Annotated in this window: 12 protein-coding genes and 1 pseudogene; 8 read left to right on the top strand and 5 right to left on the bottom strand. The window is 71.2% G+C overall.

Annotation, left to right across the window (positions count from 1 at the left end):
* The first annotated feature begins 23 nt into the window (after positions 1-23).
* Positions 24-1,373, top strand: coding sequence for a nucleobase:cation symporter-2 family protein (locus SSP08S_RS20130; RefSeq protein ID WP_019069425.1), 1,350 nt, complete (start codon positions 24-26; stop codon positions 1,371-1,373).
* Here the strand turns inward: SSP08S_RS20130 and SSP08S_RS20125 are convergent.
* Positions 1,370-2,641: an SGNH/GDSL hydrolase family protein gene (locus SSP08S_RS20125; protein ID WP_019069424.1), complete on the bottom strand. Its 1,272-nt coding sequence runs from the start codon at positions 2,639-2,641 to the stop codon at positions 1,370-1,372. The genes SSP08S_RS20130 and SSP08S_RS20125 overlap by 4 nt on opposite strands.
* Before the next feature lie 52 nt (positions 2,642-2,693).
* Complete coding sequence (locus tag SSP08S_RS20120) at positions 2,694-4,022, bottom strand: extracellular catalytic domain type 1 short-chain-length polyhydroxyalkanoate depolymerase (protein WP_019069423.1); 1,329 nt, start codon at positions 4,020-4,022, stop codon at positions 2,694-2,696.
* Positions 4,023-4,271: 249 nt separating this feature from the next.
* Here SSP08S_RS20120 and SSP08S_RS20115 point away from each other — a divergent pair, with 249 nt between their 5' ends.
* Together SSP08S_RS20115 and SSP08S_RS20110 are read left to right on the top strand one after the other, a co-directional pair.
* Positions 4,272-5,222, top strand: coding sequence for a pectate lyase family protein (locus SSP08S_RS20115; RefSeq protein ID WP_026178658.1), 951 nt, complete (start codon positions 4,272-4,274; stop codon positions 5,220-5,222).
* A 32-nt stretch (positions 5,223-5,254) separates the two neighbouring features.
* On the top strand, positions 5,255-6,049 hold the full coding sequence (locus SSP08S_RS20110; protein ID WP_019069421.1) for a pectate lyase: 795 nt from the start codon (positions 5,255-5,257) through the stop codon (positions 6,047-6,049).
* A 119-nt stretch (positions 6,050-6,168) separates the two neighbouring features.
* Here the strand turns inward: SSP08S_RS20110 and SSP08S_RS64520 are convergent.
* A pseudogene (locus SSP08S_RS64520) lies at positions 6,169-6,480 on the bottom strand (hypothetical protein); the annotation flags it as partial.
* The gene (locus tag SSP08S_RS20100) at positions 6,479-7,237 is read right to left on the bottom strand and encodes a PaaX family transcriptional regulator C-terminal domain-containing protein (protein ID WP_019069419.1); all 759 of its coding nucleotides are present in this window, start codon (positions 7,235-7,237) and stop codon (positions 6,479-6,481) included. The gene SSP08S_RS20100 and the pseudogene SSP08S_RS64520, both read right to left, overlap by 2 nt.
* Before the next feature lie 74 nt (positions 7,238-7,311).
* On the opposite strand from SSP08S_RS20100, the gene SSP08S_RS20095 reads away from it, so the two are divergent.
* Both SSP08S_RS20095 and SSP08S_RS20090 read left to right on the top strand, forming a co-directional pair.
* On the top strand, positions 7,312-8,979 hold the full coding sequence (locus SSP08S_RS20095; RefSeq protein WP_019069418.1) for an acyl-CoA dehydrogenase family protein: 1,668 nt from the start codon (positions 7,312-7,314) through the stop codon (positions 8,977-8,979).
* Positions 8,980-9,065: 86 nt separating this feature from the next.
* Positions 9,066-11,075, top strand: a complete 2,010-nt coding sequence (locus SSP08S_RS20090; RefSeq protein WP_019069417.1) for a HEAT repeat domain-containing protein — start codon at positions 9,066-9,068, stop codon at positions 11,073-11,075.
* 174 nt (positions 11,076-11,249) lie between these two features.
* Here the strand turns inward: SSP08S_RS20090 and SSP08S_RS20085 are convergent, their stop codons facing one another.
* Positions 11,250-11,834, bottom strand: coding sequence for an Rv1733c family protein (locus SSP08S_RS20085; protein ID WP_019069416.1), 585 nt, complete (start codon positions 11,832-11,834; stop codon positions 11,250-11,252).
* Between the two features lie 280 nt (positions 11,835-12,114).
* On the opposite strand from SSP08S_RS20085, the gene SSP08S_RS20080 reads away from it, so the two are divergent.
* From SSP08S_RS20080 to SSP08S_RS20070, 3 genes are all read left to right on the top strand, one after another.
* Complete coding sequence (locus SSP08S_RS20080; RefSeq protein ID WP_051105946.1) at positions 12,115-13,200, top strand: WD40/YVTN/BNR-like repeat-containing protein; 1,086 nt, start codon at positions 12,115-12,117, stop codon at positions 13,198-13,200.
* A 172-nt stretch (positions 13,201-13,372) separates the two neighbouring features.
* Entirely contained in the window at positions 13,373-14,050 is a 678-nt protein-coding gene (locus SSP08S_RS20075; protein ID WP_026178657.1) for a uracil-DNA glycosylase, read from the top strand.
* A gap of 383 nt (positions 14,051-14,433) precedes the next feature.
* Entirely contained in the window at positions 14,434-15,447 is a 1,014-nt protein-coding gene (locus SSP08S_RS20070; RefSeq protein WP_051105936.1) for an N-acetylglucosamine kinase, read from the top strand.
* Positions 15,448-15,503 lie beyond the last annotated feature (56 nt).

Below are 15,503 nucleotides of genomic sequence, written 5' to 3'. Positions count from 1 at the left end.
CTCTCCGCCGCTCAGGAGTGTCCATGGCAACGACCACACCCGTGCATCCCGTCGACGAGGTCCCACCCGTACGGCAGTTGGCCGCCTTCGGACTGCAGCATGTGCTCGCGATGTACGCGGGCGCGGTGGCGGTTCCGCTGATCGTCGGCGGGGCGATGAAGCTGTCGGCCGCCGATCTGGCGTATCTGATCACCGCCGACCTGCTGGTGTGCGGTATCGCGACGCTCATCCAGTGCATCGGCTTCTGGCGGTTCGGGGTGCGGTTGCCGATCATGCAGGGCTGTACGTTCGCGGCCGTGTCGCCGATGGTGCTGATCGGTACGACGGGCGGCGGACTGCCCGCGATCTACGGCTCCGTGATCGTCGCGGGGCTCGCCATCGCGCTCCTGGCACCGGTGTTCGGCAAGCTGCTGCGCTTCTTCCCGCCGCTCGTGACCGGCACGGTGATCCTGATCATCGGTCTGTCGCTGCTGCCCGCGGCGGGCAACTGGGCGGCGGGCGGCCAGGGTTCGAAGGACTTCGGTGAGCCGAAGAACCTCGCTCTCGCGGCGTTCGTCCTCGTGGTCGTGCTGGGTGTGCAGCGGTTCGCGCCCGCGTTCCTGAGCCGGATCGCGGTGCTGATCGGCATGGCCGTGGGGCTGGTGGCCGCGGTGGTGTTCGGTTTCACGGACTTCAGCGGGGTCGGGGACGCCGACTGGGTCGGCATCAGCACGCCGTTCCACTTCGGTACGCCCACCTTCCACGCCTCGGCGATCGTGTCGATGCTGGTGGTGGCGCTGGTGACGATGACGGAGACGACCGGCGACCTGATCGCCGTCGGCGAGATGACCGACCGGAAGATCGAGCCGCGCTCCCTCGCGGACGGCTTGCGCGCCGACGGCCTGTCCACCGTCCTCGGCGGCGTCTTCAACACCTTCCCGTACACGGCCTACGCCCAGAACGTCGGCCTCGTCGGCATGACCCGGGTCCGCAGCCGCTGGGTCGTCGCCGTCGCCGGCGGCATCCTCGTCGTCCTCGGTCTGCTTCCCAAGCTGGGCGCGGTCGTCGCCGCCATACCGGCACCGGTGCTCGGCGGCGCGGGCCTGGTCATGTTCGGCACGGTCGCCGCGAGCGGCATCCGCACCCTGACCCAGGTCGACTTCAAGGACAACCACAACCTCACCGTCGTCGCCGTCTCGGTGGCCGTGGGCATGCTGCCGGTCGGTGTGCCGACGGTGTACGCGCAGTTCCCGGACTGGTTCCAGACGGTCATGAACAGCGGCATCAGCGCGGGCTGCCTGACGGCGATCGTGCTGAACCTGGTGTTCAACCACCTTGCGGTGAAGGGCAGTTCGGCCGCGGCCCCCGCCACCGCGAAGGAGCCGGCCGTCTAACGCAGCAGTCCGGCGGGAACCGTCGCGGCCAGCACGCCGTACCCCGCCGGATTGAGATGCAGCCAGTCACCCACCTGGAGGGACTCCAACAGGCGGCGCGGGTCGGCCGGATCGCGTACGGCGCGGTCGAAGTCGAGGACCGCGTCGAAGTGACCGCCCGTCCGGATCCAGGTGTTGACGGCCCGGCGGGAGAGCTCGCGTTCGCCGGCCGGGTCGTCGTAGGTGTTGCCGCCGAAGGGGAGCAGGGTCGCGCCGTAGACGCGGATGCCCTGGGCGTGGGCGCGGACGACGATCTGGTCGTAGGCCGCCAACAGGTCCTCGGTGACCTGGTGTTGGGCGGCCGGGGTCGCGTCGGCCGTGCCGATGTCGTTGACGCCCTCGAAGACGATGAGGCGGGTGACTCCGCTGCGGGAGAGGACGTCGCGGTCGAGGCGGGCGAGGACGTTGGGGCCGAGGCCGTCGTTGAGGACCCGGTTGCCGCCCGCCGCCTGGTTCAGGATCGCTACGGCGGCGGTCGCGGGGTGGGCCCGGAGGCGGTCGTAGAGCTGGTCCGGCCAGCGGTCGTTGGCGTTGGTCGTGGAGCCGCGGCCGTCGGTGAGCGAGTCGCCCAGGATCGCCACGGCCGTGATGGTGCGCGGGGCCAGCACCTCGACGTCGCTCAGCAGATACCAGTGGTCGACCGGGGTCGCACCGGGCAGGTCCTCGCCCCGTGTGTGGTCTCCGAGTTGGAGATACGACGTCGTGCGCGAGCCCGGGTGCGAGGTGAGCGCGAGTGACGGCTGGCCCGTCGCCAGGTAGGTCGTCACGGTCAGGACGGATGCGGCGGGCAGGTCCAAGTCCAGGGGATCCGAGACCAGTTGGGCGCCGACCGGGACGGTCGCCGAGCCGCGTCCGGCGAACGTGACCGGTCTGCCGCTGCCGGGCACGATCGCGCTCGCACCCGCCTTGCCGTCCTGCGGGAGCGCCACCGTCACCGCGGTGAGCGGCAGCGGAGTGTCGCCGTAGGCGTTGGAGAAGCGCAGTCGCAGGGTGCGGCCTCCGGTGGTGACGCGAAGGGTCTGTCGCAGGGTGGTGTCGACCAGGACCGATCTGGTGCCGATGAAGGGCGCCGGTGGCAGGTTGCCGGGCTCGGTGAGCTGGGGCATCGCTGTCCAGGTGTTCACCCAGTGGGAGCCGGGGAGCGTCGAACTAACCTCGGCACGCATCGAGTTGGGGGCTACCAGCGCCGAGGTCGTGGCGCCGATCACGGTCCGTCTCGTGAGGTGCACGGAATCCGCCTTCCTCGGGGAGGAGTTGGGAGCGAGGGACACGGGGTGCGGGTCAACCGACCGTGCAGGCAGTCCCGTTGAGCGTGTAGGCGGTGGGTGCGGCGCTGTTGCCGGTGTGGTTCGCCTGGTAGCCGATGGTCACGCTCGCGTTCGGGGCGATCGTGCCGTCGTACGACGCGTTGGTGGCCGTCACCGTGCCGGAGGCCGGTGTGTACGTGGCGCCCCAGCCGTTGGTGATGGTCTGGCCGGTGGGCAGGGTGAAGCCGAGCTGCCAGCCGCTCACCGTACTCGTGCCGGTGTTGGTGATCGTCACGGAGGCGGTGAGGCCGGTGTTCCAGGCGCTGGTCGTGGCCGTCACCTTGCAGGGGCCGGTCGAGGGCGGGGGCGTGGTGCCGCCGCCGGAGAGGCCGAAGAAGGTGAGGACGCGGGCGCCCATGCCGTAGGTGTAGAGGTTGTGGGTGACGCCCTGGAGGCTGATCGCCTCGACGGGGGCCTGGTCACCGGTGGCGCCGTAGCGGGTGCGGGTCCAGCCGGTGGCCGGGGAGTCGGTGGCGGCCGGGGTCTGGCTCACGCCCTGCACGTTGGTCCACTGTTTGATCTCCTCGCCGAAGTTGGGGTAGCGCAGGGTGTCGTCGGCGGTGCCGTGCCAGAGCTGCATCCGGGGGCGGGGGCCTGTGTAGCCGGGGTCGGCGGCGCGCACCAAGTCGCCCCACTGCTGCGGGGTTTGGACGACCGTCCCGTTGGCGCAGGCGGTGTTCCACTCGGAGCCGTCGGTGGTGGCGAAGCAGCCGAACGGCACGCCGGCGAAGGCGGCGCCGGCCGCGAACACGTCGGGGTAGTCGCCGAGCAGGACGTTCGTCATCATCGCGCCGGAGGAGATGCCCAGGGCGAAGACGCGGCCCGGGTCGGCGGAGTAGGTGCTCTTCACCCAGTCGACCATGGACTTGATGCCGACCGGGTCGCTGCCGCCGTCGCGGTGCAGGGCCTGGGGCGAGGAGACGTCGAAGCACTTGCTGGCGCGGGTGACCGACGGGTAGACGACGATGAAGCCCAACTGGTCTGCCAGCGAGGCGTATTCGGTGCCGGAGTACATCGCCGGGCCCGATCCCCCGCAGTAGTGCACGGCCACGACGACCGCAGGGTGGGCGGTGACGGCGGCCGGGACATACACGTACATCTGGAGGTTGCTGGGGTTGGCGCCGAAGCCGGTGACCTCGGTGAGGGTCGCGGTGGGGACCGCCTCGGTGCGGGCGGTGGCCGGGGGCGCCAGCAGGGTCAGGGCCGCGAGCAGCGGCACCAGCGCTCCGAAGAGGGCGACGAGTACCGAACGCGGTTTCTTCCGGGCGGACTTGAGGGTGTTGTCGGCGGCTGTGATGCGCACGTCATCGTCCCTTCCTGATCGCGGCTCGTGCGGCTCGTGCGGCGTCGTTCAAGGGGGGAACCATCGGCATCGTGACATGGACATGAGTCTCATGGAAGCGCTCCCACGCTCCGAATAGTTTCGCGCGGGGCGTTGACTAGAAAGCGCTTGCACCCTACGTTCCGTTCAGAAGTGTGACCGCGCGGTCCTTCATGGCGTACATCGTTCACGTATCCGATCACCCATGCCCTGTTGAAGGGACGCACCCGCATGCGTACTCGTAGATCAGCTCTGACGGCGGTCGCGCTCGCCGCGACGGCCGTGCTCGCGCTCCCCCACTCCGCCTCCGCGGCCGACGCCTCACCGGTCGGCTTCGGCGCCGGCACGACCGGCGGCGGCAGCGCCACGACGGTCACGGTGTCGACGCTGGACGCCTTCAAGTCGGCCGTCACCGGCAGCACTTCGAAGGTGGTGAAGGTCAACGGCCTGATCTCGCTGAGTGGTCAGGTCGACATCGGATCCAACACGACGGTCCTGGGCGTGGGTTCGGCGTCCGGATTCACCGGTGGCGGGCTGCGCCTGAAGAAGGTGACGAACGTCGTCGTGCGCAACCTGAACATCAGCAAGCCGGTCGCGCCCGCCGACGGCATCACCGTGCAGGCGTCGACGAAGGTGTGGATCGACCACAACGCCTTCTCGTCCGACCTCGACCACGACAAGGACTACTACGACGGACTGCTCGACATCACGCACGCCTCCGACTACGTCACCGTCTCCTGGAACACCTTCAAGAACCACTACAAGGGCTCGCTCGTCGGCCACAGCGACAACAACGCGAGCGAGGACACCGGGCATCTGCGGGTGACGTACCACCACAACTGGTTCGACCAGGTCAACTCCCGTGTCCCCAGCCTGCGTTTCGGCACCGGGCACTTCTACGACAACTACGTCGTCGGCGCCGAGACCGCCGTGCACTCGCGCATGGGCGCCCAGATGTTCGTCCAGAACAACGTCTTCCGGGACACGGAGGTCGCCGTCACGACGAACCGGGACAGCGACCTGGACGGCTACGCCAACCTCAGCGGCAACGACCTCGGCGGAGCCGCCACCGAGATCTCGCAGGTCGGCACGTTCACCAGCCCGCCGTACAGCTACACCGCCGAGCCCGCCTCGACCGTCGTCGCCTCGGTGACCGCGGGCGCGGGCACCGGAAAGCTCTGACCACTCCCCCACCTCGGAGAAGGAATCGGGACATGACTTCTTCCGCACGATCGCGTGCGCTCACCGGCACGCTGGCCGCCTTCGGCCTCTCCGTTGGCATGATCATGGCATCCGGTGCGCTCTCGCCGGCCAGTGCCGCCACCTGGCCCACCGCGAGCGGCAGCCAGGCCGTCACCTCGACCATCTCGGTCTCGGGCACCAAGGACTACGGGATGCTGCGCCTGTACGGCAGCGGTGACCTGGGCACGGGCAGCCAGGACGAGGACCAGGGCCCCATCCTGGAGCTGGCCCCCGGCGCCGTCGTCAAGAACGTCATCATCGGCTCCCCCGCCGCCGACGGCATCCACTGCCTGGGCAGTTGCACGCTTCAGAACGTCTGGTGGGAGGACGTCGGCGAGGACGCGGCGACCTTCCTGGGCTCCTCGTCGTCCAACGTGTACACCGTCAACGGCGGTGGCGCGAAGGAGGCCAGCGACAAGGTGTTCCAGTTCAACGGCGCCGGCACCCTGAACGTCTCCAACTTCGCGGCGCAGACCTTCGGTACGTTCGTCCGCTCCTGCGGCAACTGCAAGACGCAGTACAAGCGCACGATCAACCTCAACACCATCGAGGCGACCTACAAGGGAAGCCGGATCGTCGGCATCAACACCAACTACGGCGACAGCGCGACTCTGAAGGCGATCACGATCGTCGGGGACACCAGCAAGAAGATGATCCCCTGCCAGAAGTACATCGGAAACAACACGGGCGCGGAACCGACCACCAACGGCACGGGCGCGGACGGCACTTACTGCAAGTACGCGGCTTCGGACATCACGTACAAGTAAGGCCGCCGCGGTGACGGCGGCCGCACGAAGCGTCCCCGCACGACGCTTCGCACGGCCGCCGTCATCGTGCGGGACGACCGGCAAGGTCACCGGCTCCGTCGCGGCGGCCGGGAACGGGGCTACGGCCTGGCGATCTCTTGCCGGAGCTGATGCGTGAAGCGACGCAGCAGGTCCAGCGTCTCCCGGAATTCGGCCCGGCGGTCGTCCCTGCCGTCGGAGGGCAGGGTGCTCCAGACCCGACGCGCGAGAGCGTCCGCGAGATCGACGGTCTCTTCGGCGCAGAGCAGGTAGAGGGCCGAGCGCGCCTCCTGCATCCGGTTCGCCAACTCGTTGGCTCCGGGACCGTCGTCACTCAGCTGCGTTTCCTTCAGGTGGTCCAGTAGCTGAACTACGGCTGTGTTGAAGCCGATCCCGGCTTTCAGCTTCTTGTCAACTCCCCGGATTCCCCAGCACCGTCGCGATCAACTCCCGCCGGTGGCTGGTGTATTCGGCGCGCAGGGTGGGTCCCGGCCAGTCGGCGGGCAGGAGTTCGGGGGGCAGGACCGGGTCGGCGAGCAATTGGCGTACGACGGCGGCGAGTACGGTGAATCGGTCGCCCGGGCGGTCGGCGGTGGCGTCGATCCGGGCGAGCAGCGCCTCGGCCGTTTTCGCCCAGGACTCAAGTGGCCACAGGTTCTCAGCCAGTTGGCGGGCCGATTCCTCCGGTCGGGTGGTGAAGTGCCGGGCGACCGTGCCGAGTTCGTCGGGTCGGGGTCGTAGCAGGTTGGCCGGGCGGAGCCAGACTCCCTCGCGGAGTTCCGCGAGCCGCAGTGCGGTCAACTTGCCGCGCAACTCCGCGCGTTCGGCGGGGCCTCGGCCCGTCGCGGTGACGACGGTCATCTCCCAGTCGCCGTCCCAGGGGCGGGTCTCGGGGTGTACGGCGATGTCCTGGCGGCGCTGGCGTTCCAGCAGCCGGTCGCTGAGCCGGTAGACGGCGTCCGTGCTCCGCAGATCTCCGGCCGCGACCATCCGGCTGAGCGCGGCCCGCAGGGTGGATCCGGCGACGCCGAGCGGCTCGACGGCCCGCAGCAGATCCCGTACGGGCAGCTCGGGCGGATGCGTGCCCAGCAGCAGGCTGAGGACGACCGAGCGCGCGGACAACGGACGCAGGTCCACCTCACCGGGCCCTTCCGACTCGTTCATCCGCATGGCCTCGTACTCTACGGGGCAGCCATCGTGTTACATCATTGATGCGACCGCAGGAATAGTGCAACACTGCCCGTATGGCCCACACACTCGCGCACACGCCGCCCCAGCCCCGGAACGCCACGCACGACGTCACCAACCAGCCCCCGCCCCTGACCCCCTACGACGCCTCCGAGGACACGGCCCTGCTCGAGGGGCTGCGCCGGGAGGGGGCCGGCTGGGCCGAGGAGGACGTACGGCGGCTCGGTCGGGCGGCGGGGAGTGCGGAGGCGCAGGAGTGGGGTGAGCAGGCGAACCGGCACGAGCCGGAGCTGCGCACGCACGACCGGTACGGCAACCGGATCGACGAGGTCGAGTTCCACCCGAGCTGGCACCGGCTGATGGGCGTCGCCGTCGCCGAGGGACTGGCGGGCGCGCCCTGGGCGGACGAGCGACCCGGTGCCCATGTGGCCCGTACCGCACGGGGGTTGGTGTGGGGGCACACCGACGCCGGACACGGCTGCCCGACCTCGATGACGTACGCCGCCGTTCCCGCGCTGCGCGCCCAGCCCGAACTGGCCGCGGTCTACGAGCCGTTGCTCACCAGCCGGGTGTACGCACCGGGTCTGCGCGCCCCGACCGAGAAGCGCGGGCTGCTGGCCGGCATGGGGATGACGGAGAAGCAGGGCGGCTCGGACGTCCGCACGAACACCACGGCGGCCACCCCGACCGCCGAACCCGGGGTGTACACACTGCGCGGGCACAAGTGGTTCACGTCGGCGCCGATGTGCGACGTGTTCCTCGTGCTGGCGCAGGCTCCGGGCGGGCTGTCGTGCTTCCTGGTGCCCCGCGTGCTGCCCGACGGCAGCCGCAACGTGTTCCGTATCCAGCGGCTGAAGGACAAGCTGGGCAACCGGTCCAACGCGTCCTCGGAGCCGGAGTTCGACGGGACCGTCGCCTGGCTGGTCGGACCCGAGGGGCGCGGTGTCAAGACCATCATCGAGATGGTCAACTGCACCCGCCTGGACTGCGTGATGATGTCGGCGACGCTGATGCGCAAGACGCTCGTCGAGGCGGGTCACCATGTGCGCCACCGCGGCGCGTTCGGCGCACGGCTGCTCGAACAGCCGCTGATGCGCAATGTGTTGGCCGATCTGGCGCTGGAGTCGGAGGCCGCGACGACCCTCACCCTGCGGCTGTCGGGCGCGGCGGACCGTGCGGTGCGCGGGGACGACTCCGAGGCCGCGTTCCGCCGGATCGCCACCGCCGTGGGCAAGTACTGGGTCACCAAACGCGGCCCGGCCTTCACGGCGGAGGCCCTGGAGTGCCTCGGCGGCAACGGCTACGCCGAGGACTCCGGCATGCCCCGCCACTACCGCGAGGCGCCCCTCCTCTCCATCTGGGAGGGCTCGGGGAACGTCAACGCCCTTGACGTACTACGGGCGTTGAGCCGGGACCCCGGCCCGGCGGAGGCCCTGTTCACCGAACTCGCCCTGGCGCGAGGCGCGGACGCCCGCCTGGACGCGGCGGCGAGCCGGCTGAAGAGCGCGCTGAGCGAGGCGACGGAGACGGGCGCGCGCCGCCTCGTCGAGCAGATGGCGCTCACCCTCCAGGCGTCCCTCCTGGTACGGCACGCCCCGCCCGCTGTCGCCGACGCCTTCTGCGCGACCCGGCTGGGCGGCGACTGGGGATACTCCTTCGGCACCCTCCCCGACTCCACCGACCTCGGCGCGATCCTCTCCCGCGCCCTGCCCGACGGGGACTGACCCTCGGTCACCTCTCGATTCCGCTTCGTTGTCAGTGGCGTGGTGCAGACTCGCGATCAGTTGGCACTTCGTCTGGGGAGGGCAACGTGTTCACGGGGATCGACGAGGTCGACTGGGCCTCGCTGCGCCATGCGTACGGCAGTGCGGAGGACGTGCCCGGACTGCTCAGAGGACTGGCCTCCACGGACCCTGTCGAGCGGGCGAGCGCCCTCGACGGGATGTACGGCGTGGTGCACCGCCAGGGGACGGTGTACGACTCGACGCTCGCCTGCGTTCCGTTTCTGCTCGAGCTCGCCGTCGAGGAGGGGGTCGCGGAGCGGGGCGAGTTGGTGGAGCTTCTGGTCGGCATCGGGCGGGGGCGCGGGCCGGCGGAGGCCGCCTTACGGGCCGGGGCCGAGGTCTTCGTCGTGCTCGTCGGCGACCGGGACCCCGGTGTGCGCCGGGCCGCGGCCGAGGGCCTGGTCCGGTTCCTCGATCAACCCGCGCGCGTGCTGGACCTGTTGCGGCAGCGGATCACGGTCGAACGCGACGACCGGGTGCTGCTCGCTCTCGTCGAGAGCCTCGGTCTGTTCGTACGACGGTTTCCGGCCCACGCCTCCGAGGCCCTGGACACCCTGCTGGCACTCGGCACTCCGCCGTACGATCCCGGGCTACGGCTCGCCGCACTCGGCCAACTCGCGGGCTGCGCACCGGATCTGCTCCCCGCCGACCTGGTCCCGAGGGTCGTGGGCCTGCTCGGGGAGCGGTCCGAGCGGCGCCGGTCGGGCCTCCATGGACGGGACGACATCGACTGCCCGGACACGCTCGCCGGGCGGTTGTGGCGACTTCGCCCCTCGGACGAGGAGGGCGCGCAGCTCGTGCGCACGCTGCACACCGCGCTCGGCGGGCGGCTCGCCGAGCGGATCGCCCTGTTGGAAGGGCAGTTGGCCGCTCCGGACTCCACCGATCGGTGCAACGGGGTGTGGATGTCGGCCGGACTGTTCCGCGAGTGGCGGGCCGACCACTCGGCACTGGTCGCGCTGGTCGGAGAGCAACTGGGCACGGAGGCGGGCCGGTTGCGCGATGCCGCGTCGTCGGTCCTGGGGGAACTCTTCCACCTGGCCGCGCCGGCCGCCGATCACCTGCAGGCGCTGGTGAGCGCGCGCCCCGACCTGTGGACGGAGCGCTGGGAGCGTGGGGCGCCGGCGCTGGGCGGCGCGCTCAAGGCCCTTGCCCGCAGCGGCGATCCACGGGCGGCACCGGTACTGGCCGAGGTGCTCGCGGGGCCCGTCGTACCCGACGACCTGGGGCGGGTGATCGTCCACCTGGGCCGCTCGGCCGCACCGCTCGCCCCGGCGTTGCGGCACCGGCTCGGCCGTGTACCCCTCGACTCCCCGGAGACGTCCGACCGCGCCGTACCGCTGCTGTCCGCGCTGACCGCGCTCGCCGACCGGGAGGCCGTGCCGGAGGTGCTGCGGCTGTTGCGCGGGGTGCCGGACGGGGTGCGGTCCGGGCAGCGGGTCGTGGCGTCGGCGGTGCGGGCGCTCGATGTGTTCGGGGTCGGGGCGGAGGGTGTCGTACCGGTGCTGCGGGGGCTGTTGGAGTCCGACTGTGCGGGTGTCGCGGCGGGTGCGTTGTGGTCGGTGGAGGGGGATGCGCCGGCCGTACTGCCGTCCCTGTTGCGGGAGTTGGCGAGTCCGGACGGGCAGCGGCGCCGGGTGGCTGCGGACGTGCTGGCGCGGGTGGGGGTGGCCGCGCGGGTCGCGTCGGACGGGCTGGCGGGGATGGTGGCGGCGGAGTGCGTGGAGGAGCGGGTCGGGGGGGCGCGGGCGCTGTGGCGGGTGACCGGGGATGCGGAGAGGGTGCTTCCGGTGCTGCGGTCGGCTTGGACCGGGCATCCGCGTATGCGGGGCGCTGTCGCCGCGTGCCTGGTCGGCATGGGGGCGGCCGGGGCATCGCTGCGCGACCTGGTGGAGGCGGAACTCGCCGCGCCACGACGGCACTTGGCGCGGAGCGGCGGACATGGGAGCCGGGACGTATTGGAGGACGAGCGGCTGTTGGCTGTGTGCCGGGAGATGGTGGCGAGAGGTGGCGCCGCGTGGGGCGGGGAGGGGTGACGGGTGGTGGCGCCGCGTGGAGCGCGGAGAGGCGACGGGCGGTCGTACCGCGTGCGGCACGGAGAAACGACGGGCGGTCGTACAGCGTGGAGCGGTGACGGGCACAACGAGGGCCCCCGCAGCGACCTGCGTGCCGGGGCGCTCATGTCGTGCCGGGCGGTCGGCTCGTACTCCTCAGCCCGTCTTACGGCTCCACAGCGGGCCGAAACGTGCCCACTCCTCGTCCCACTGGTCCATGCGCCGGCGTTCCAGCCGGATGCGGAGGGCGCGCGCGCTGATGAAGGGGACGGCCGCCGCGCCCATTCCCAGCAGGGTGCCGATCAGCGCCGCCCGCAACTGGGCCTGGGACGCGGTGGCGGGCTTGGTGACCAGATGGCCCCGCGGGTCGGTCCAGATGGTCACCGGAGTGCCGATGCCGCTGCCGGAGGGGACACGGATCTGGCCGGTGTGCGAGGAGCCGTCCACGGCCGTCCAGCGGACCTTCGCCCAGACGAGTTCGCTGTTCGTTCTCCCGGAGTTGGCCGGGGAGGGGCCGGGCGCGTCCTGGGTCACCAGTGCCACCACCGGTTTCCACTCGACGCGTTCCTGGGCCAGTTCGTGTTCGACGGACCGGGTCGCCGTCAGACCGGCCAGCACGCCTGCCAGGACGGTGATCAGCCAGGCGCCGAGCACGATCCACGACTCCACCGCATCGGCGCGGCGCTTGAGCGGATTGCGCCGCCACCGCCACAGCCACACCTTCGGACCTCGGAACGCCATCGAAGGCATCCTCCTCATGAACGCACTGACATGCCGAACCGACCTCCCATACGGGAGACGTCCCCTCGATGCTCACGACGAATACCCCGACTCGACGGTCCCATGGCTGACGAGGTGTTCGCGGGCTTTTCGCGAGAGGCGTCCCCGGGATCCGTCCCTCGGGCCCGGATCGTGGCGCTGACCTGCGGTGACGTCCGTTCCGGGGGTGACTGTCAGTGGTGGGGTGCAGACTGGCGGGTGAGGGGGCGAAATGGCCAAAAACGCGGTGGAGGTGATCGTCATGACAGAGGTGCTGCTCGCGGTGGGCACGCGAAAAGGCCTGTTCATCGGGCGCAGGCGGGGTGGAATCTGGGAGTTCGACGAGAGTCCGTACTTCAACGCGCAGGCGCTGTATTCGGTCGCGATCGACACACGGGGCCACATGCCGAGACTGCTGGCCGGTGGTGACAGCGCCCACTGGGGTCCGTCCGTGTTCCACTCCGACGACCTGGGGCGTACGTGGGTCGAGCCGGAGGAGCCGGCCGTCAAGTTCCCCAAGGACACGGGGGCTTCACTGGAGCGGGTGTGGCAACTGCACCCGGCCGCGGCGGAACCGGACGTGGTGTACGCGGGTACGGAACCGGCCGCGTTGTACCGCTCCGAGGACCGCGGTGAGAGCTTCGACCTCGTCCGTCCCCTCTGGGAGCACCCCACCCGCTCGCGCTGGGTGCCGGGTGGCGGCGGGGAGGGGCTGCACACCGTCCTCACCGACGAGCGCGACCCGAAGGCCGTGACGGTCGCCGTCTCGACTGCCGGAGTTTTCCGCACCCGTGACGGGGGCGCGAGCTGGGAGCCGTCCAACTCCGGTGTCTCCGCGGTGTTCCTGCCGGATCCGAACCCGGAGTTCGGCCAGTGCGTGCACAAGATCGCGCAGGACGCGGCGACCCCGGACCGGCTGTATCTGCAGAACCACTGGGGGGTGTACCGAAGCGACGACGCGGGCGCGCACTGGACGGACATCGGCGAGGGGCTGCCGTCCACGTTCGGCTTCGCGGCGGCGGCCCATCCCCATCGCGGCGACACCGCCTATGTGTTCCCGATCAACGCGGACGCGGACCGGGTGCCCGCCGGACACCGGTGCCGGGTCTTCCGTACGGCCGACGCGGGCCGGAGCTGGGAGGCGTTGTCGGCGGGGCTTCCGGCCGAGGACCACTACGGCACGGTGCTGCGCGACGCGATGTGCACGGACGGCGCGGACCCGGCGGGCGTGTACTTCGGCAATCGCAACGGCGAGGTGTACGCGTCGGACGACGACGGGGACAGCTGGCGGCAGTTGGCGTCCCACCTCCCCGATGTGCTGTGCGTGCGCGCCGCGGTGATCGCATGAGGACGGGAACTCCCCCGCGCACGTCGGCATCGGCCTCGGGCGCCGGAACCGCCCAGTGGGCAACTGCCTTATGGGGAGGCTTCGTTCACGCGGGCCCACGGTCCGGTCGTTCTCGATCGGGCCCGGGCCACCGGTTGATCGTCGAGCCGTGTACGGCAGTAGGGTGACGCCCGTGGCACCACGACCGTTGCATGAGATTGTCGAACCGGGCTGGGCGAAAGCCCTGGAACCCGTGGCCGGACGCGTCGCCGAGATGGGGGACTTCCTGCGCGCGGAAATTGCCGCCGGGCGCACCTATCTACCGGCCGGACCGAATGTCCTGCGGGCCTTCCAGCAGCCCTTCGACGACGTCCGCGTCCTGATCGTCGGACAGGATCCGTACCCGACGCCGGGGCACGCGGTGGGGCTGTCGTTCTCGGTGGCCCCCGAGGTACGTCCGCTGCCGCCGAGCCTGCTCAACATCTACCGCGAGCTGAACACGGACCTGGGGCTGCCCCAGCCGTCCAACGGTGATCTGACGCCGTGGAGTCAGCAGGGGGTGCTGCTGCTCAACAGGGCGCTCACCACTGCCCCGCGCAGCCCGGCCGCCCACCGCGGCAAGGGCTGGGAGGAGGTCACCGAGCAGGCGATACGAGCGCTGGCCGCGCGCGGCAAGCCGCTGGTGTCCATCCTGTGGGGCCGCGACGCCCGCAACCTGCGCCCGCTCCTCGGCGACCTGCCCTCGGTGGAGTCCTCCCACCCGTCCCCGATGTCGGCCGACCGCGGCTTCTTCGGCTCCCGCCCCTTCAGCCGCGCCAACGACCTGCTGGTCCGGCAGGGAGGACAACCGGTGGACTGGCGCCTGCCGTGACGACCGGTCCGGGGGACACCGGTTCGGACGGGGCGGCGGAATCAGCGGGGGTGCCGGACGGAACGGTTTCCGCGGGCGGGGCTGCCGGGGCCGGCGGCAACGCCGAGGGGACTTCGGAGGGGCCGATTTCCGTTGGCCCGTCGGCTGAGACCAGAAGCAGCGCCACGAGACCCTCGGACGGACCGGTGTCCTTGGCCCGGTCCGCCGAGGCCGGCGTTCCGGATGGGACGGTGTCCTTCAGCCGGGCCGCCGATGCCAGAAGCAGCGCTGAGGGGATTCCCGGCGGTCAGGTGTCCCTTGGCGGCACCGCCGGGGCGGGCACAGCCGCCGGGAGTGCGTCGGGCAGGCTCCCCGAGCCGGCTCCCTCCGCGATTCCTTTCGCGGTGCCTCCACCGGCACCCCCCGCACAGGACACCCGCGCCGGATTCCTCGCCGTGGACTCCGGGGGTTCCGGGCTGCGGGTCGTCGTGGGGGAAGTCGGGCGTCCGGTGTCCGTGCCGCTCGTGTCCGGGGAGCCGGTGTGGACCGGTGCGCGGGGGATCGACGCCGGGCATTTCATGGAGCAACTGGCCCCCATGGTGCGGGAGTTGGCCGGTGATGCCGGGCATGCCGAGTGGGGTACGGCCGTCATCGGGGCCACCGGGCTCGCCACCCTTGGAGACGGGTTGCGGGAGGAGTTGCCGGGGGCTCTGGCGCGGGAGTTCGGGGTGCGGGCGGTCGCGCTCGTCGCCGATGCCGTGAGCGCCTATGTCGGTGCCCTCGGGATACGGCCCGGTGCCGTGGTCGCGGCCGGTACGGGACTCATCGCGATCGGCACCGATCTCACCGGCTGGCGGCGGGCCGACGGCTGGGGACATCTGCTGGGCGACTGCGGCGGCGGGGCGTGGATCGGGCGGGCCGGGCTGGAGGCGGCGCTGCGGGCGTACGACGGGCGGGACGGCGGTTCGGTGCCGCTGCTGGCCTGCGCGGAGGAGCAGTTCGGGCCGATGTCCGGACTGCCCGGCAAGCTCTACCCACGGCCGGACCGTCCCGCCGTACTCGCCTCCTTCGCGCCCCGGGTCGCCCAGTGCGCCCCGGACGACCCGGTGGCGGCGGGCATTCTGCGTGCCGCGGCCCGGCACATGGCCGAGTCGGCGGCCGCGGTCTGCCCGACGGCCGGCGAGCCTCAGGTCGCCCTCACCGGTGGCCTGTTCCGGATGGGCGCCCCCCTCCTCGTACCCGTGCGCGAGGAGTTGGCGAAACGGCTGCCGCACGCGCGACTCGTCGCGGCGGCGGGCGATCCGCTGGACGGTGCCGTACGGATCGCGCGCGACCTCGCGGCGGACGCGCTCACCCTGCCGGCCGACGGCGTGATGGTGCACGTGGTGGGCGTGGCGGGCCAAGGTGATCACTTCTGATCCGTACGTAACTCATCAGACAAAACAGGACGGATACCGCTCACCTGCACCCTCCC

The sequence above is a fragment of the Streptomyces hokutonensis genome (assembly GCF_000376565.1).
Classification (GTDB): Bacteria; Actinomycetota; Actinomycetes; order Streptomycetales; family Streptomycetaceae; genus Streptomyces; species Streptomyces hokutonensis.
This window is presented reverse-complemented; position numbering and strand designations above follow the sequence as displayed.

Bases quoted from the DNA above. Each gene is read 5' to 3' on its own strand.
- SSP08S_RS20130 (WP_019069425.1), top strand. From the start codon at position 24: ATGGCAACGACCACACCCGTGCATCCCGTCGACGAGGTCCCACCCGTA.
- SSP08S_RS20115 (WP_026178658.1), top strand. From the start codon at position 4,272: ATGCGTACTCGTAGATCAGCTCTGACGGCGGTCGCGCTCGCCGCGACG.
- SSP08S_RS20110 (WP_019069421.1), top strand. From the start codon at position 5,255: ATGACTTCTTCCGCACGATCGCGTGCGCTCACCGGCACGCTGGCCGCC.
- SSP08S_RS20100 (WP_019069419.1), bottom strand. From the start codon at position 7,237: ATGCGGATGAACGAGTCGGAAGGGCCCGGTGAGGTGGACCTGCGTCCG.
- SSP08S_RS20095 (WP_019069418.1), top strand. From the start codon at position 7,312: ATGGCCCACACACTCGCGCACACGCCGCCCCAGCCCCGGAACGCCACG.
- SSP08S_RS20085 (WP_019069416.1), bottom strand. From the start codon at position 11,834: ATGGCGTTCCGAGGTCCGAAGGTGTGGCTGTGGCGGTGGCGGCGCAAT.
- SSP08S_RS20080 (WP_051105946.1), top strand. From the start codon at position 12,115: ATGACAGAGGTGCTGCTCGCGGTGGGCACGCGAAAAGGCCTGTTCATC.